Consider the following 14,987-nt stretch of genomic DNA (forward strand, 5'->3'; position numbering starts at 1 on the left):
AGGCCCAAAAACGGCGGCGAGCTACTATTGCACCAGCACGCGGCGGCTTACTACCCCCGTGCTGGTAATAGCCTGCACAATGTACACGCCCCCGGGCGCCGATGGCCCCAGCGTTACCTGGCGGCGGAAGGTGCCGGTTTGGCCAGCGGGCAGCGTTTCGGTGCGCAACACCCGGCCCATACTATCCATAATGCGGACCGCCTCGCATACCCCCGTTAGCTGCATATCAATGGTCAAGGCCGTGGCGGTGCCGTACACCGCCATTTCCTGCTGGGCCAAACCGCCGGTGCTGGCAACTACCGGCACTACCTGCGAAAAAGCTACGGTACCATCCAAATCGGTCTGGCGCAGGCGGTAGTAACGGGTGCCCACCGCTGGAATAGCGTCGGTGGCGGAGTAGGTGCGGGTGGTGGTGCTGGTGCCGGCGGCCTGTAGGGTCGTCACGGGCTGAAAACTCGTACCATCGGCGGAGCGCTCCACCGTAAACGAAGCGGCGTGTAGCTCCGTGGCCGTCGTCCAGTTAAGCTGCACGCCGCTGCCCTGGCTGCGGGCCGTGAAGGAAACCAGTTGCACAGGCAGCGGGCGGGCACAGCCGTTGAGGCTAATCTGCTCGGTGGCGTAGGAGTTGCACTCCAGCCCCTTCACGCCGGTAGCAGCCACGCCGCAGTCGGAGCTTTCTCCGCCAATGCACACGCGCAGGTCAGTGTCGAACAGGTTCCGTACCAGCCCCCGACCGTTACCCTGGGTCATCACGCAGCCGTCAATGCTGAGAGAGGCCGAGGCGCTGGCGTCGGTGGTGATGTAGCTGTTGCCCTGCAGCAACACTAGGTTTCCATCAATGGCCACGTTGCTGTCCACGTTCAGCGTCGATTGGTTGGCGAGGGTAATGCTGCAGGTAGCCTGCAGCGGAGCGTTAATATCGGCGTCAGCTTTATAGAAGCTGAGGGAAGACACGCGCAGCACACCGTTGGTTACTAGGCGGGTTTCATCGGGCTTGTTCTGGCTGCCAAAGCTCAGAGTCCGACCCGGCGCGTCCTCCACCAACGAACCGCCGGCGGCAATCAGGATCTTGCCCTCATCACCGGTAACCGAGTAGTCCTGGTTGAGAATTACGGCCGAGGTAATGACAATGATATCATTCGTAGCGGCCTGGGTGCGCGTGGTAGCCGGCGGGGTAGGTGCCAGCCGGCCGTTGCTGCCATTGGTCACCACCCACGTGTTGGGGTCGCTCCATTTACCGCCCCCGGGCTTGGAGGTAAAGGTAGTTTGGGCGTGCGCACGACCTGCCAAGCCTATGCTGGTGGCCGCAACTAAAGCAAGTGAGAGTATAGAAGTTTTCATGAAGTGTAGCTAAACAACTGGGCATTAGCGCCCAAAACTGCGTCCTATACGACATGATACTTATTTTGATACAATTAAAAATAAATATTGTAACATTCATGCAATTATAACGATATTCGTATTTAGTATAAATTTATTTATTGGTATTTTAACTATTCAACTACAACATGGCCGCTACGCAATGCACCTCACGCTACGACTATGACTATTATTTTATTAAAAATGTACAATATATAATACATATTCTACTAAAATATTCTGTAAAAAATTTACAGCGCTTGGTATAGTAGGTACAGTGTGGATGTCACTCTGGCAGTGGTTTTACTTTGCACTTGCTGGTTTCCGTGCCACGCTATAGCTCTATTCTATAACCGAACCTGCGCAGACGGGTTATACAGCCACATTTCGACATACACAGCAAATACCCATGGAAACACTAGCCGGCAAGAATGCTCTGGTAACAGGCGCAGGCAAAGGAATTGGGCGGGCAGTAGCCCTGGCCCTGGCGCAGGAAGGAGCTACCGTGGCTCTGCTAGCGCGCACGGAACAGCAGCTACGCGAAGTAGCGCAGGAAATTGAAGGGCTCGGCGGCCGGGCCGTGGTAGTCACCGCCGACGTAGCTGACCGCCTGGCGGTAGAGGCCGCTGTTGGGCAGGCCCTGCAGGCGCTAGGCAGCATCGACATCCTGATTAATAACGCTGGCATTGGCACCTTTGCTAAGCTCGTGGACATGGACCCAGCCGAATGGGAAAAGATTATTCAGGTAAATCTGCTGGGCACCTACTACGTAACGCGGGCCGTGCTACCCCAGATGATTGCCCGCGAAACCGGCGACATCATCAACATTGCTTCCACGGCAGGCCAGCGCGGGGCCGCGACTACCAGTGCCTACAGTGCCTCCAAGTTTGCCATCCTGGGCCTCACCGAGTCGCTGATGCAAGAGGTGCGCAAACAGAACATTCGGGTATCGGCCCTCACGCCCAGCACCGTAGCAACGGAGCTGGCCATCAACAACAAGCTCACCGACGGCAACCCCGAGAAGGTGATGCAGCCCGAGGACTTAGCCGAGTTTATCATTTCCCAGCTCAAGCTCAACCGCCGCATCTTCATCAAGGAAGCCGGTATGTGGAGCACCAACCCGTAGAAAAAGGGTAGAAAAGGTGTTTAACGCTACCCAGCCATAAGCGGCAAACACAGTTCTACCACAAAAAAGGCCCGTAACAGCTGTTACGGGCCTTTTTTGTGGAAATTATTTCGGGCTACTGCAGCTTATTGGCGGGTTTTGCAGCGGGCTTCTTTACCATTGTCCCGAAGGCACCTTTCTGCTCGAAGGCGGCAATTACTTCCTCTTCGGCCGGGGTGCGCTTTACCACCGGGTTGTTGGCCCAGAACTCAGGGTCGTAGGACTTGGCCCGGATGGCATCCAGGTCTCGGTCGGTGAGGCTGGCGCGGGCATAGGGCAGACGCACGGGGGTAGTCGACTGGTCGTAGAAGAAGGTAAACGACGACACGTTGATGCTCAGCGGCTTTTTGCCCGGCTCGGTCAGATCGGTGGTTAAATCCATCTTCATCAGCTCCAGCGGGGCCACGCTGGCCTTGCCGCCGGGGTGAAAGGCCATTTCAATGGTCAGCTTGGCGTTGGTGAACTGCTGGCGCAGGTTGTTGGTGGAACCCGTGAAGCTAGGCTGCACCATGCGGTAGCGCACTACCTGGTTGGTTTCAATATCAATCCAGATGGTGCCCTGGGCCCGGTACTTTACCTCGGGGCGGGTTTCAAAGGCTATTTCTGCTACCCCGCCCGTGGAGTCTTCGCCCACAATGCCTTTCAGTTCCAGCAGGTAATTTTTCTCCACGTTGGGGCTGAGCAGGGCCAGGGAGGTAGTGCTGTCCTGCTGGGGGTCGAAGAGGCCAAACTTGCGGGTGTACACCGAGAAGTTGCTCAGATTGATGGGGGCCTGGCGGGCGGCGTAGCGGCCCTGCGCCAGGGTAGTCCCGTCGATGCGGGCCGGGTTCGACTTCACGTTCCAGACTACCTCCTGCAGCTCCGAAGGCTCGTTGTCGATGCGGGTAATCTGGCGGTAGAACGCCTTGCCGTAGTAAGTGCGGCGGTAGTTGCGCTGCAGGTTGCGGAAGGCCCGGTCCACAAGCTGGAACGGGAAGCTGGCCACCTTCACCTCGGGCAGCACCACGGTGGCCTCGGCCAGGGTCACGTTCAGGGGCGCGTCGGTGGTAACGCGCAGGGTGTCTTTTACGTGGTTCAGCTCCGAGAAAAGCAGCGTTACGGGCAGACTTTTCACCACCAGGGTGAATTCGCCTTCTAGGTTGGTGGTTGTCCCGTTGCTGGTCCCGGGCACGGCCACGCTGGCAAAGGGCAGCACCTCCTTGGTTTCTTTGTCGCGCACTACCCCGCGCAGCTGTACCTGGGCCTGACTGAGGTGAGCCAGGCTAAGCAGCAGGGCCAGGAGGATAAAGGCGGCCCGAAACGGCCGCGCGGAGGTGGAAGAAAGAACCGCGGGAAAACGAGCTGGAAGCATGGCAGATGAGCAGCTAAAAAGAAAAAACGGTACGCCGACCAGAATAACGCGGGCCCGACCCAAAACCGTGCCCGCTTCGACAAAAGTAGGCGCTAAACGCAACAGCAAGGGCCTAATGCAGGTAAGTAGTGTACCTTAGGACGCGGCTCCGGCGTTAGCGGGGTCGTTCAGTCCTTCCACATTTCCTTCTCTCCTACTCTCATGCTGAAGCGAGATTTCCTGAAAAACGGCCTGCTAACCGTAGTGGGGGCTTTGGTAAGCCCCGCCGTGCTGGCCGCGGCCCACGAAGAAAAGCTGCTGCGCGAAGCCCGCGCCACGCCCATAGCCGACGGCCCCTTCACGCTGCCGGCCCTGCCCTACGCCTTCAATGCGCTGGAACCCCACATCGACGCCAAGACGATGGAGATTCACCACGATGCGCATCATAAAACCTACGTTTCCAAGCTGAATGAGGCCGTAGCCGGCAAGCCCGAGGAAAAGCTGAGCCTGGCCCAACTGCTGGCCTCGGCCAGCAAGCAGCCCGATGCCATCCGCAACAACGCGGGCGGCCATTGGAACCACTCGTTTTTCTGGCTGCTGCTCGACCCCAAAGGCGGCGGACAGCCCACTGGGGCCCTGGCTGCAGCCATTAATAAGGATTTCGGCTCCTACGAGAAATTCCAGGACGAATTCACCAAGGCCGCTACCGGCCGCTTCGGTTCCGGCTGGGCCTGGCTGATCCACGACAAGAAGTCGGGCAAGCTGGCCGTTACCTCCACGCCCAACCAGGACAACCCCCTGATGGACCTCTCGGGCATTCAGCGCGGCACTCCGCTGCTGGGCCTGGATGTGTGGGAGCATGCCTACTACCTCAAGTACCAGAACAAGCGCCCCGATTACGTGAAGGCCTTCTGGAACGTGATTAACTGGGCCGAAGTGAACCGCCGCTTCGACGAAGCCCGCAAAGGGTAGCCCTTCCCTTTCCGCGCAAAAAGGCCGCTTCTGATGATTCAGAAGCGGCCTTTTTTATGCTGAAAATCTAGAACTGTCATTCCGAGCTGGTCGAGGAATCTCGCGTGCTGACGTCTGCTTACCATTACAACATCAGCACGCGAGATTCCTCGACCAGCTCGGAATGACAGTGCAGGAAGAACAATATTCTGAAGAACTCGGGCAAGCCCAAGCCGAAAGCGGCCCACCAATGACCGTGCAGGAGGAACAATATTTTGCTTTAGAGAATACTAACGGCAACTCTACCGCACGGCCCGGGCGGAATCCAGGGCGGCAGTCATCTGGTGTTCCAGCTCGGTTAGCTCCTGCGCTTCGGCGGCCCAGAAATCCTCGTACTGGTGGGCGGTCAGCTGCACGGTGTCGGGCTCTTTGTACTGGTGCATCCAGTTCATCATGGCGGCATCGGCGCGGCGCAAGCTCCTGATGGTGCGGTGCAGGCGCTCGGCTTTGGCCCGGCCGGAGGAGGTAGCAGAATCCAGACCGACGAGCTGGGCGGCGAGGCGCTGGCGTTCCGATACCAGCCCATCCATGCGGGCCATCAACTCGTCGTGGTGGCGCATCACGGCGGCGCGGGTAGCGGGCGTGTTGCTTTCAGCGGGTTGGTCTTGCTGGGGCTGGCAGGCTACGGCGAGCAGGGAAAGGGCCGCGTAACGCAGCCATACATTCAGCTTCATTGGCGCACTCATTTCATCTTGATAAACAGCCACAAGCCCAGCACCGACACGGCCAATACGCCTGCGGCCGCCAGCATGGTGATGATGTCGCGGATGTTTTTGCCCAGCTCCCCGGCAGCGTGGTACTTGTGCAAAAAGGCAAAGCTGAGGCCTTCGTAGCGGGCCACGTTCTCGACGCGGGCGGCCAGGCGGCCGGTGGCGGGTTCCACGTACAGGGTGGTTTGCTGCGGGGTATCGTAGGCCACTTTCATGACGGGCAGGCGCTTGTTGATGAAGCCGTACTCCCCTTCAAAATGATCCACCAATGCGGGTTTGCCGCTCATGGCAGGGGTAGCACCACCCCCGGCTTGTTGCAGGAAGGTGTTAGCCAGAAACACCGCGTATTGCGTGGCGCCATCGGGCAGCAGCTGGCCGGTAGTGGCATTGTAGTAGGTTACGGGGGTAGCGCGCACCGCCTCCACCGGCTGGCCCGTGCTGGCGCCGGCCGCCGGGCCGGTGGGCTTTTCGGCCGGGAGCTGGAATACCTGGTAGTACACTTGCCCGTTCAGCTCCGCCAGGGTCACTTGTTGCACCGATTCCCAGGCCAGGGGTAGCTCCGTTAGGTCCACGGCCAAGGCGGGGGTAGGTACGGCGGGGGCATGTTGGTAGCGCAGCCGGTCGTCGGGGTGAAGCTTGAGGTAAACGTGGAAGGCGCCGCTGCCCGCGAAGGTGAACGTGACCAAGGCCACGGCCAACCCTACCTGCCGGTGGTACTTGCGCAGCCAGCCCACCTGATCCTGGGCGTTGCGGGGCTTGCGGAATTTCTTCCACATAAAGCCGTAAATCACCAGCCCACTCACGGCCGAGGCGATGATGATGCCCAGCAGCACCAGCATAGTCAGCACCCGGAACGTATTGTTGCCTATCAGCTCCAGCCACGACCAGTTGTGGAACAAGTCGAACACCCGAATGAAGGCGCTGCGGCTGGCATTATTGAACGTAGCCAGCCGGGCCGGCGCGGTTTCCACATACACCACCAGTCCATCGGGCCGGTCGAGGGCGATGCGCCACACGGGCAGCAGCCGGTTCACAAACTTATACTCCTGGTCGAAGCCCGTGATGCGCACGGCGCTGCTCACCTGCGCCGTAGAGTCCTGGGTGAAGTAGCGGGCCAATTGTTCGGCGTACTGCCGGTCGGCGGTGGCGGATAAGGGCTGCCCGGTTTCGGCGCTGAAATAGCGCGGCACGGCCGTAGGTGCTTCGGTGCCTAGCTGCACCTGGTAGGCCGGCTGGCCCTGCCACTGCACTACGCGCACGCCGCGCAGGCTGGCAATCTGATTCTGCGCCAGCACCTGCCGCAACGCCACCTTGGGCTTGTCTACAGGGGTAGGTGCCAAGGCTTCGCGGGCTATTTTCGGCCGCAGCCAGTTGCTCATCAGCGGGTGCGCGAGGCCGCTCAGGGTCCAGAGGATAACCGGCACCACCGTCAGCAGCCCGATGATGCGGTGCCAGCGGTACATGTTGCGCTGCACCGCCCGCTTTACAGGGCCAGCAGCCCGAGCCGCCGGGGCAGCTTGTTGAATTGTTTGCATAGAAAATGTCTGTTGTCAAGGCCGACAGACCTTGTTTGTTCTTTTGTAGAAGGCCATCCGGTATGCTGACGCGACCGGGGGCGAGGTGACGTAGCCAGAGTATCTATCTGTCAGGCTGAGCGGAGCCGAAGCAGCTCTACCGCTTCGTTGTGGTTCACTAGCCCAGGGTTTAAACCCTGAGCTATGGAGCGGTTGACGTACTGGGCCAGCTGGTTAGCCAGAGGTAGAGGTCCTTCGCTCCGCTCAGGATGACAGATCAAACATGACACGTTTTAGGGTTGTCGTTCTACCTTTCTCGTGTCACCATTCACCTTATCACCTCTCCCCTACCCCCTATTTCTTCCCAATGAAATTGTACTGCACTCCTACTGACACGGTGCGGGGGGCGGCGGGGGTGAAAGTGGTGCGGTCGGTGGGGGCGTTGCCGCGGGTGGCGGCGTTGGCGTACAGCTCGTCGGTGAGGTTGATGACGTTCACGAAGACTTCCAGCGTTTCGCGCCAGCTATAGCCGGCCCGGGCGTTGAGCACGCTCACGCCGCGGGCGCCAAACAGGGTCCGGTCATCGTAGCGCACCCGGTTTACCTGGTCCTGGTACCAACTGCTGATGCGCTGATACTCCAGGGAAGCACGCAGGCCGCGCAGCCACTGCGGCTTGTAGGTCAGCTCAGTGTTGGCGACCCAGCGCGGGGCCTGGGGCATCTGCTTGCCGTTCACGTCCTTTACCGCGTCGGTGGCTTTGGTGCTGAGGGCAAACTCCTCGAAGCGGTGCACGGCGTTGGTGCCACCGAAGCGGAAGAACAGCTCGGCGGTAGGCTTCCAGGTCAGGCTGTATTCGATGCCGCGGTGCAGGGTTTTGCCGGCGCTCTGGTAGTCGGTGGAGTTATCGGGCTGGCGGATGCTGAGCAGCTCGTTGCGCCCATCTAGCTGGTACAACGCCACATCCACGTACACTTTGTTGTCTAGCAAGGAAGCCCAGCCCCCGATTTCGCGGTTATAAAAGCGAGCTGGCTGCAGGTTGTAGTAGAACTCGGCGGGTACCACCTCGCCGGTGGGGGTAGCAACGCCGGTGCCGGGCCGCTTCCGGAAAATAGCCGTGAGGCCGGGCGGCGAGAAGCCCTGCGAGTAGTTGGCGTACAGTCCGCGCCCGTGGCCCAGGTCGTAGGTCAGCCCGATTTTGGGGGTAGCCTGCTGGAAGGTTTTCGTGCCGCTCGACTTGTCCAGGTAGTTGTCGTAATCGAAGGACAGGCGGTCAAAGCGCCCGCCCAGGGTTAGCTGCAGCTTGGGCAGTGGGTGAACATCCAGCTGGGCGTACACGGCCGAGTTCAGCAGGTCGGTATCGTAGTCGGCAATAGCCAAGTCGGGGCGGTCGGCCGTGATAGAGTATTTCTCAACTGACTTTTTATCAGCCCGCAACTGGGCTGCCAGGTCAATCTGGTGAGCATCGTACTGGGTAGGCGAATAATCGAAGCTGGCCCCACCAATCAGGCGCGAGTTCAGCCAGTTCCAGCGCACACTGTGCTGAGCAAGCAGGCCATAGCTCTTGAAGCGGTTCTCGTTGACCTCGCCCGTAGCAGTAGTAGCGCCGGCCCGCCACCGGATGCCATACGAAGGGTTCTGGCCGATGCTGTTGTCGCGGAAGAAGCCGGTGAGCGTGGTCTGGTTCTGGGCGTTCCACTGCTGCTCGGCGGTGAGGCGGGCGCGCAAAGCGTAGGTTTTGCGGTACGTGAAATCGGTGGGGCTGCTGTACTCGCGGCGGTAGTAGGCCACGCTGTCCACCGAGCCGCTGGTTTGAGAGTCGTAGTCGTTGTAAGAGGCGGCGGCCGTCAGGTGGGTGCGGGTGCCCAAGGCGTATTCCAGCCGGGCGTTCAAACTGACTTTGTCGTAGTCGGAGCTGGCGAGCCAGGAGTTGCGCTGCCGGGCCACGTAGCCACTCACGAAGCCCCCGAGCTGGGGCGTGAGCATGCCGCCGCCCCCAAATTGCACCCGCCGGTAGCCGTAGTTATCGGCCTGCACGCCCACGCTGGCCGTTGGTACGGCGGTAGGGCGCTTGGTGAGCAGGTTGAGGGCGCCGCCCACGGCCTCGGGACCATAAAGCGAAGAAGCCGGGCCCTTCACCACCTCGATGGAGTTGATGGCCAACGGGTTTGATTCCAGCAACGCATTGTGGTTGAACACGCCCATGGGCCGCAGTGGAATTCCATCTTCCAGATACAGGAAGTAAGCGTTGGTGCCAAAAGGCTGGCGGATGCCCATGGCGTGCTGCTCGTTACCGTAGTTGAGCATCACCACGCCCGGCACCTTATTGATCAGCTCGGCCAGCAGGGTGGGTTTGGTGTCCTGCACCAGGGTAGGCGAAAGTTTGGCAATAGCCACCGGGGCGTCGGTGCGCAATTGGGCCTCGCGGCTGGCGGTTACCACCACCGTTTGCAGGTCCTGCACGGCCGGGTTCAGAGCCACGCGCAGGGGTAGGCCCTCGGCCGGCATGGTTACGGTAAACGGCTCATACCCCACTGCGGACACCACCAGCTCAGTGGCCGAGGTGGTCAGGGAAAACTGCCCGTTCGTGTTGGTGGCGGTGCCTACCTGCCCATCGGGGGTCCGGATGGTGGCTCCAATTAAAGGTTCTTTGGTGGCCGCATCGAAGACGCGTCCGGTTAGGGCACGTTGGGCCCAGGCGGCCTGACTGGCGCACAGGGCCAGAGGCAGCAATACCGTTTTTATCACAGGAAGAAAGGCTGATTGACGGCAGGCCGCGCCGGGCCCCAGCACACGCAGATGCCGGGCCAGGCCGCGCGGGCCCACCAAATTCCGTAAAAACCGGGGTCAATCAGCCCTCTGCGGGCGGGTGGTCGGGGCCGGGCCGGTCCCAGGCGTAGGCCTCTACACGGTACGCCCCGTAGCGGGGGGTAGCCGGAAAGTGAGCCGGCGGTGTGAGGCGCAGGGGCAGGACCGTAGCGCAGAACAGGTTGATATCCTGCACTACCTGCTTGCTGCCGGGCTGCTGCTTTTTCTCGTGCTCGGCCACGGCCTTGAGCTGCTTGCGCAGGTGGCACTTGCCGTTACACTTCAGCTGGGGCTTGTCGCGGTTAATACACAGCACCCGGGCAATGTAGTCCTGATTCAGCCACCAGCTCACCGCAATACCCAGCTGCCCGGTGCAGTGCACTGAGAGCGAGAACAGCAGCAGAATAGCTATGGCCTGACGCACAGGAAACGGATGAGAAGCTACGAATAGTAGTGCAAAGGAACACCCTCCGGCCTCTTGCACCAAGTATTATACGCCATTAGCGGGATTTTATACATCTCAATAACCGGTTTTCGATAGTCCTATTAGGCCTTGAGTTATCTGTTACCATATTGCTACCCCGTGCGGGGCGGCGAAACCTAGATGCATCTTTGCCACATGAAAACAGCCCTGACCTACCTGCTGGCCGCTGGCTCCCTGTTGCTGACCAGCCCGGCGGCTACCGCGCAAAAAGCCGGCACCGACCTGCGCATTGCCTTCGGCTCCTGCAACCGCCATGATTTGCCCCAGCCGCTCTGGGACGATATTGCCAAAGACAAGCCCAACGTTTGGATCTGGCTGGGCGACAATATTTACGGCGACTCCGACGACCCTGCCGTGCTCAAAGCCAAGTACGACGCCCAGCTCCGCCAGCCTGACTACCTTCGCCTGCGCGAGCAAGGTACCGCCGTCATTGGCACCTGGGACGACCACGACTACGGCCGCAACGACGGCGATAAGACCTACCCCTTCAAAGCCCAGAACCAGCAGCTGGCCCTTGACTTTCTGCAGGAGCCCGCCGGTAGCCCGCGCCGCCAGCAGGAAGGCATTTACGCCGCGTACGAGTACAAGGCGGGCAAGAAAAAAGTAAAAGTCATCCTCCTCGACGACCGGTATTTCCAAGACCCACTCACCCGCGACGCCCAACGGGTGTACCAGCCCAACCCCACCGGCGACATCCTGGGTGAGGCGCAGTGGCAGTGGCTACAAACCCAGCTCCAGAACTCCGATGCCGACGCTCACATCATTGCCTCGGGCATTCAATTTTTACCTCAGGAGCACCGCTTCGAGAAGTGGGCCAACTTCCCGGCCGCCCGCCAGCGCCTGTTCAACCTACTGGCTTCCACCAAGGCCAAGGGCGTGCTGCTCATCAGCGGCGACCGGCACATCGGGGAGGTATCAAAAATGACGGTGCCGGGCGTTTCCTACCCCGTGTACGAGGTAACATCCAGCGGCCTCACCCACCCTGCCACCCAAAACACCGGCGAGCCAAACCAATACCGCCTGGGGCCCCTAGTGAACGAGAAGCACTACGCTCTCTTCCAGTTTGAGCCCAAAGGCAAGTGCCTCTTCGTCACGGCCTCGCTGCGGGGCGACGAGGGCAAAGTGTTTTACTCGGAGAAGATAGAGGTAGGCAAGTAGCAGGTAGGCAGAGCAAGCAAGTGGCAGGAAGAGCAAAAGAGTAATTCAGAACGTCATGTCTCGACAAGCTCGACATGACGTTCTGGAGAAGCAGCGAGATTCCTCGGCTCCGCTCGGAATAACGTTCTTAATTCTGGCGGGAATGATGTTTTGCTGTTTCACTGATGCAGTCCATCCATCCTCTTCAATTCCGCTAAATTCGCAGCCTACCCATTCTAACCGCTGCAACTGCCCTTGTCTTTCACTCGCTCCCTCCCGTTTCTGTGGCTGCTGCTGGCGCTGCTGAGCCCCTTCGATGGCTCGGCCCAGCGCCGCAAGAAGAAGTCGTCCGCTACGAAAACTACTGCTACTGCTCGCCGGGCTGCCGCCCCGCAGGCAGCCGGAGCCACCAAACCGCTGGCTGCCAAGAAGCCTACCCCCGCCAAGAGCCGCAACCTGCCGGTGCCGTTTGCCGGGCAGCTGGGCCAGTCGCGGTGGGTTGATTCGGTGATGAAGACCCTGACGCCCGATCAGCGGGTAGCCCAGCTGTTCATGGTGGCCGCGTATTCCAACCGCAAGCGCATTGATGAGGACTCCGTATCGGCGCTGATTCAGCAGTACGGTATTGGGGGGCTGATTTTCTTTCAGGGCGGACCGGTGCGCCAGAGCAAGCTCCTGAACCGCTACCAAAGCCAGAGCAAAGTGCCCCTGCTGGTGGCCATGGACGCCGAGTGGGGCGTGGGCATGCGCCTCGACAGCGTGCAGCGCTTCCCTTACCAGATGAGCATGGGCGGCATCCGCGAAAACCAGCTGGTGTACGACATGGGTACCGAGGTAGCGGCTCAGTTCAAGCGACTGGGCATGCACGTTAACTTCGCCCCGGTGGTCGATGTAAACAACAACGCTCAGAACCCCGTCATTGGGTACCGCAGTTGGGGCGAAAACCGAGAAGGCGTTACGGAGAAAAGCTACCTCTACATGAAGGGTATGCAGGACGCGGGCGTGCTGGCCGTAGCCAAACACTTCCCCGGCCACGGCGACACCGACACCGATTCCCACCTGGCCCTACCCCTGCTGCGCATTGATAAGAAGCGCATTGATACCCTGGAGCTTTATCCCTTCAAAAGCCTGATTAAGCGCGGTATTGGGGGCATGATGGTGGCCCACCTCAACATTCCGGCGCTCGATACGACGGGCCTACCCTCTACCCTTTCCAAACCCATCATCCAGGGCTTGCTGCAGCAGAAGCTGGGCTTCGAGGGCATTATCTTCACCGATGCCATGAACATGAAGGGCGTCATCTCGAAGTATCCGCCCGGCGACGCGGACCTGCGCGCCCTGCTGGCCGGCAACGACATTCTGGAGTTTTCGAAGAACATTCCCCTGGCCCTTCAACTGGTGCGCGAAGCCATCAACAAAGGCCAGCTTAGCCAAGCCGACCTCGACGCCCGCTGCCGCAAGGTGCTGGCTCTGAAAGAGTGGGCCGGCCTAAACAAATACAAGCCCATCGAGCTGCGCAACCTGACCCAGGATTTGAACACGCCCCACGCCCAGTACCTGAGCCAGCGTCTCACGGAGCTGAGCGTGACGGTGCTGCGCAACCAGAAGAGCCTCCTACCCCTGCAGCGCCTCGATACCCTGCGCCTGGCTACCCTCACCATCGGCACCAAGGACACCACCGACTTTCAGCGCATGGCGGCCGACTACGCCCCGGTGCGCCACTTCTGGCTGCCCGCCGCCCCCAGCATGGACGAGCTGACGCGCATGCGCGAAACCCTGAAACCCTACAACCTGGTGCTGGTGGGCCTGAATAACCTGGGGCGCCTGCCCGCCACCAACTTCGGTATTGCGCCGGAAACAAACGTGCTGCTGCGCGAGCTGGGCGGCAAGGGCCAGAAGCTGGTAGTGACGGTGTTTGGCTCGGCGTACGCCGTGGCGAAAGTCCGGGACCTGGACCGCGCTGATGCGGTGGTGCTGGCCTACCAGGAAAGCAAGAACGCCCAGGACGTAGCCGCTGAGGTAATTTTCGGGGGCGTGTCAGCCAGCGGCAAGCTACCCGTTACGGTTTCCGACCGGTACCCATACGGCGCCGGTCTGGCTACCAAGGGCGGTATCCGGCTGCGCTACAGCTTCCCCGAGGCCGTGGGCATGAACAACAACCTGGAAGCCCGCGTGGACTCCATCATGAACGGAGCGGTAGCGGCCCAGGCATTTCCGGGCGGCGAGGTGCTGATTGCCCGCCGGGGGGTAGTAGTGCTGCGCAAAAGCTACGGCACCCACTCCTACCCCTCCGCCGCGGGCCAAGCCGCCCGCCCGGTTCGCAACACCGACCTCTACGACCTGGCTTCCGTGACCAAGGTAGCGGCGGCCCTGCCAGCCCTGATGAAGCTCCAGGACGAAGGCAAGTTCAACCCCGACATGACCCTGGGCCAGCTGTTCCCGGAATTTAAGGCTACCAACAAGGAAAGCCTGAAGCTACGCGACGTACTGACCCACCAAGCCCGCCTGAAGTCCTGGATTCCGTTCTGGAAAGATTACACCAAGCCCCGCGGCCTGTTCAACTCCCTGCTCGGCAAAAGCCCCGACGCGAAAGACGTATCGGCCACGCAGCCCGCCGAGATGAGCCGCCGCTACTTCCGCCCCGATTCCTCGGCCCGCTTCCCGCTGCCGGCCGGCCCCGGCCTATGGGCCCGCCAAGATTTCCCGGAGCGCATCACCAAAGCCATTGCTGAGTCGCCGCTGAACGAGAAGCCGGGGTATGTGTACTCCGATTTGTCGTTTATCATGTACCCGCGCTTCATCAAGGCGGCTTCGGGTAAGACGATTGACCAGTTCGTAACGGATGAACTCTACCGGCCGCTGGGCGCTACTACCCTGGGCTACAACCCTACCCGCCGCTTCCCGCTCAGCCGCATCACCCCCACCGAGTACGACTCCCTGTTCCGCCACGCCCAACTGCACGGTACCGTGCACGACGAAGGCGCGGCCCTACTCGGCGGCCTCTCCGGCCACGCTGGCCTCTTCGGCAACGCCAACGACCTGGCTAAGCTGGTGCAGCTCTACGCCTGGAATGGTAAGTACGGCGGGCAGCAACTGATCAAGCCCGAAACCCTGGCCGAGTACACCAAGTGCCAGTTCTGCCCCGACAACCGCCGCGCCCTGGGCTTCGATAGGCCCGCGGCTAATCCTACGGTGAACTCGGCTAAGAGTGTTTCCCAGCTCAGCTATGGGCACACGGGCTTCACAGGCACCTATTTCTGGGTTGACCCCAAGGAAGAACTTACCTGCATCGTGCTGACCAACCGCGTGAATCCCACCCGCCGCAACAACAAAATCACGGAGCGCAGTGTCCGTTCCGGGGTGCTGCAAGTGGCGCTGGAGAGCATTCAGCAGGCCCGGAAGCAGGCCGTAGAAAGCACCGTACCGCAGGAGCACTAAGAACGAACCTGGGGCACCTCATAGCCTAGTTTAG

At 60.6% G+C, this 14,987-nt stretch carries 10 protein-coding genes; 4 read left to right on the top strand and 6 right to left on the bottom strand.

The annotated features are described in order from the left end of the window. Positions 1-24 precede the first annotated feature (24 nt). Positions 25-1,341 (bottom strand): hypothetical protein, encoded by a 1,317-nt coding sequence (locus K3G63_RS20865; RefSeq protein WP_220616082.1) that lies wholly within the window; start codon positions 1,339-1,341, stop codon positions 25-27. A gap of 427 nt (positions 1,342-1,768) precedes the next feature. Here K3G63_RS20865 and K3G63_RS20870 point away from each other — a divergent pair, with 427 nt between their 5' ends. Beyond that, entirely contained in the window at positions 1,769-2,485 is a 717-nt protein-coding gene (locus tag K3G63_RS20870; RefSeq protein WP_220616083.1) for a 3-ketoacyl-ACP reductase, read from the top strand. Positions 2,486-2,600: 115 nt separating this feature from the next. On the opposite strand, the gene K3G63_RS20875 is transcribed toward K3G63_RS20870, so the two are convergent. Then, positions 2,601-3,875, bottom strand: coding sequence for a carboxypeptidase-like regulatory domain-containing protein (locus K3G63_RS20875; protein ID WP_220616084.1), 1,275 nt, complete (start codon positions 3,873-3,875; stop codon positions 2,601-2,603). Between the two features lie 201 nt (positions 3,876-4,076). Between K3G63_RS20875 and K3G63_RS20880 the strand changes: the two genes are divergently transcribed. Continuing rightward, the gene (locus tag K3G63_RS20880) at positions 4,077-4,826 is read left to right on the top strand and encodes a superoxide dismutase (RefSeq protein ID WP_220616085.1); all 750 of its coding nucleotides are present in this window, start codon (positions 4,077-4,079) and stop codon (positions 4,824-4,826) included. 281 nt (positions 4,827-5,107) lie between these two features. On the opposite strand, the gene K3G63_RS20885 is transcribed toward K3G63_RS20880, so the two are convergent. The 4 genes from K3G63_RS20885 to K3G63_RS20900 all read right to left on the bottom strand — a co-directional run bounded on the left by K3G63_RS20885 (position 5,108) and on the right by K3G63_RS20900 (position 10,318). Beyond that, positions 5,108-5,551 carry a hypothetical protein gene (locus K3G63_RS20885; RefSeq protein ID WP_220616086.1) on the bottom strand — a complete coding sequence of 148 codons (444 nt, stop codon included), beginning with the start codon at positions 5,549-5,551 and terminating at the stop codon, positions 5,108-5,110. Further along, on the bottom strand, positions 5,548-7,110 hold the full coding sequence (locus tag K3G63_RS20890) for a PepSY domain-containing protein (protein ID WP_220616087.1): 1,563 nt from the start codon (positions 7,108-7,110) through the stop codon (positions 5,548-5,550). Before K3G63_RS20890 ends, K3G63_RS20885 begins: the two co-directional genes overlap by 4 nt. 333 nt (positions 7,111-7,443) lie before the next feature. Further along, the gene (locus tag K3G63_RS20895) at positions 7,444-9,834 is read right to left on the bottom strand and encodes a TonB-dependent receptor (protein ID WP_310794617.1); all 2,391 of its coding nucleotides are present in this window, start codon (positions 9,832-9,834) and stop codon (positions 7,444-7,446) included. Between the two features lie 103 nt (positions 9,835-9,937). Beyond that, the gene (locus K3G63_RS20900) at positions 9,938-10,318 is read right to left on the bottom strand and encodes a hypothetical protein (RefSeq protein ID WP_220616088.1); all 381 of its coding nucleotides are present in this window, start codon (positions 10,316-10,318) and stop codon (positions 9,938-9,940) included. A 195-nt stretch (positions 10,319-10,513) separates the two neighbouring features. Between K3G63_RS20900 and K3G63_RS20905 the strand changes: the two genes are divergently transcribed. After that, positions 10,514-11,536, top strand: coding sequence for an alkaline phosphatase D family protein (locus tag K3G63_RS20905; protein ID WP_259404618.1), 1,023 nt, complete (start codon positions 10,514-10,516; stop codon positions 11,534-11,536). Between the two features lie 234 nt (positions 11,537-11,770). Continuing rightward, a complete protein-coding gene (locus tag K3G63_RS20910) occupies positions 11,771-14,953 on the top strand; it encodes a glycoside hydrolase family 3 N-terminal domain-containing protein (protein ID WP_259404619.1) in 3,183 nt (1,060 codons plus the stop codon). The last annotated feature ends 34 nt before the right edge of the window (positions 14,954-14,987 follow it).

The sequence above is a fragment of the Hymenobacter sp. HSC-4F20 genome, from assembly GCF_019599275.1.
In the GTDB taxonomy this organism is placed as follows: domain Bacteria; phylum Bacteroidota; class Bacteroidia; order Cytophagales; family Hymenobacteraceae; genus Hymenobacter.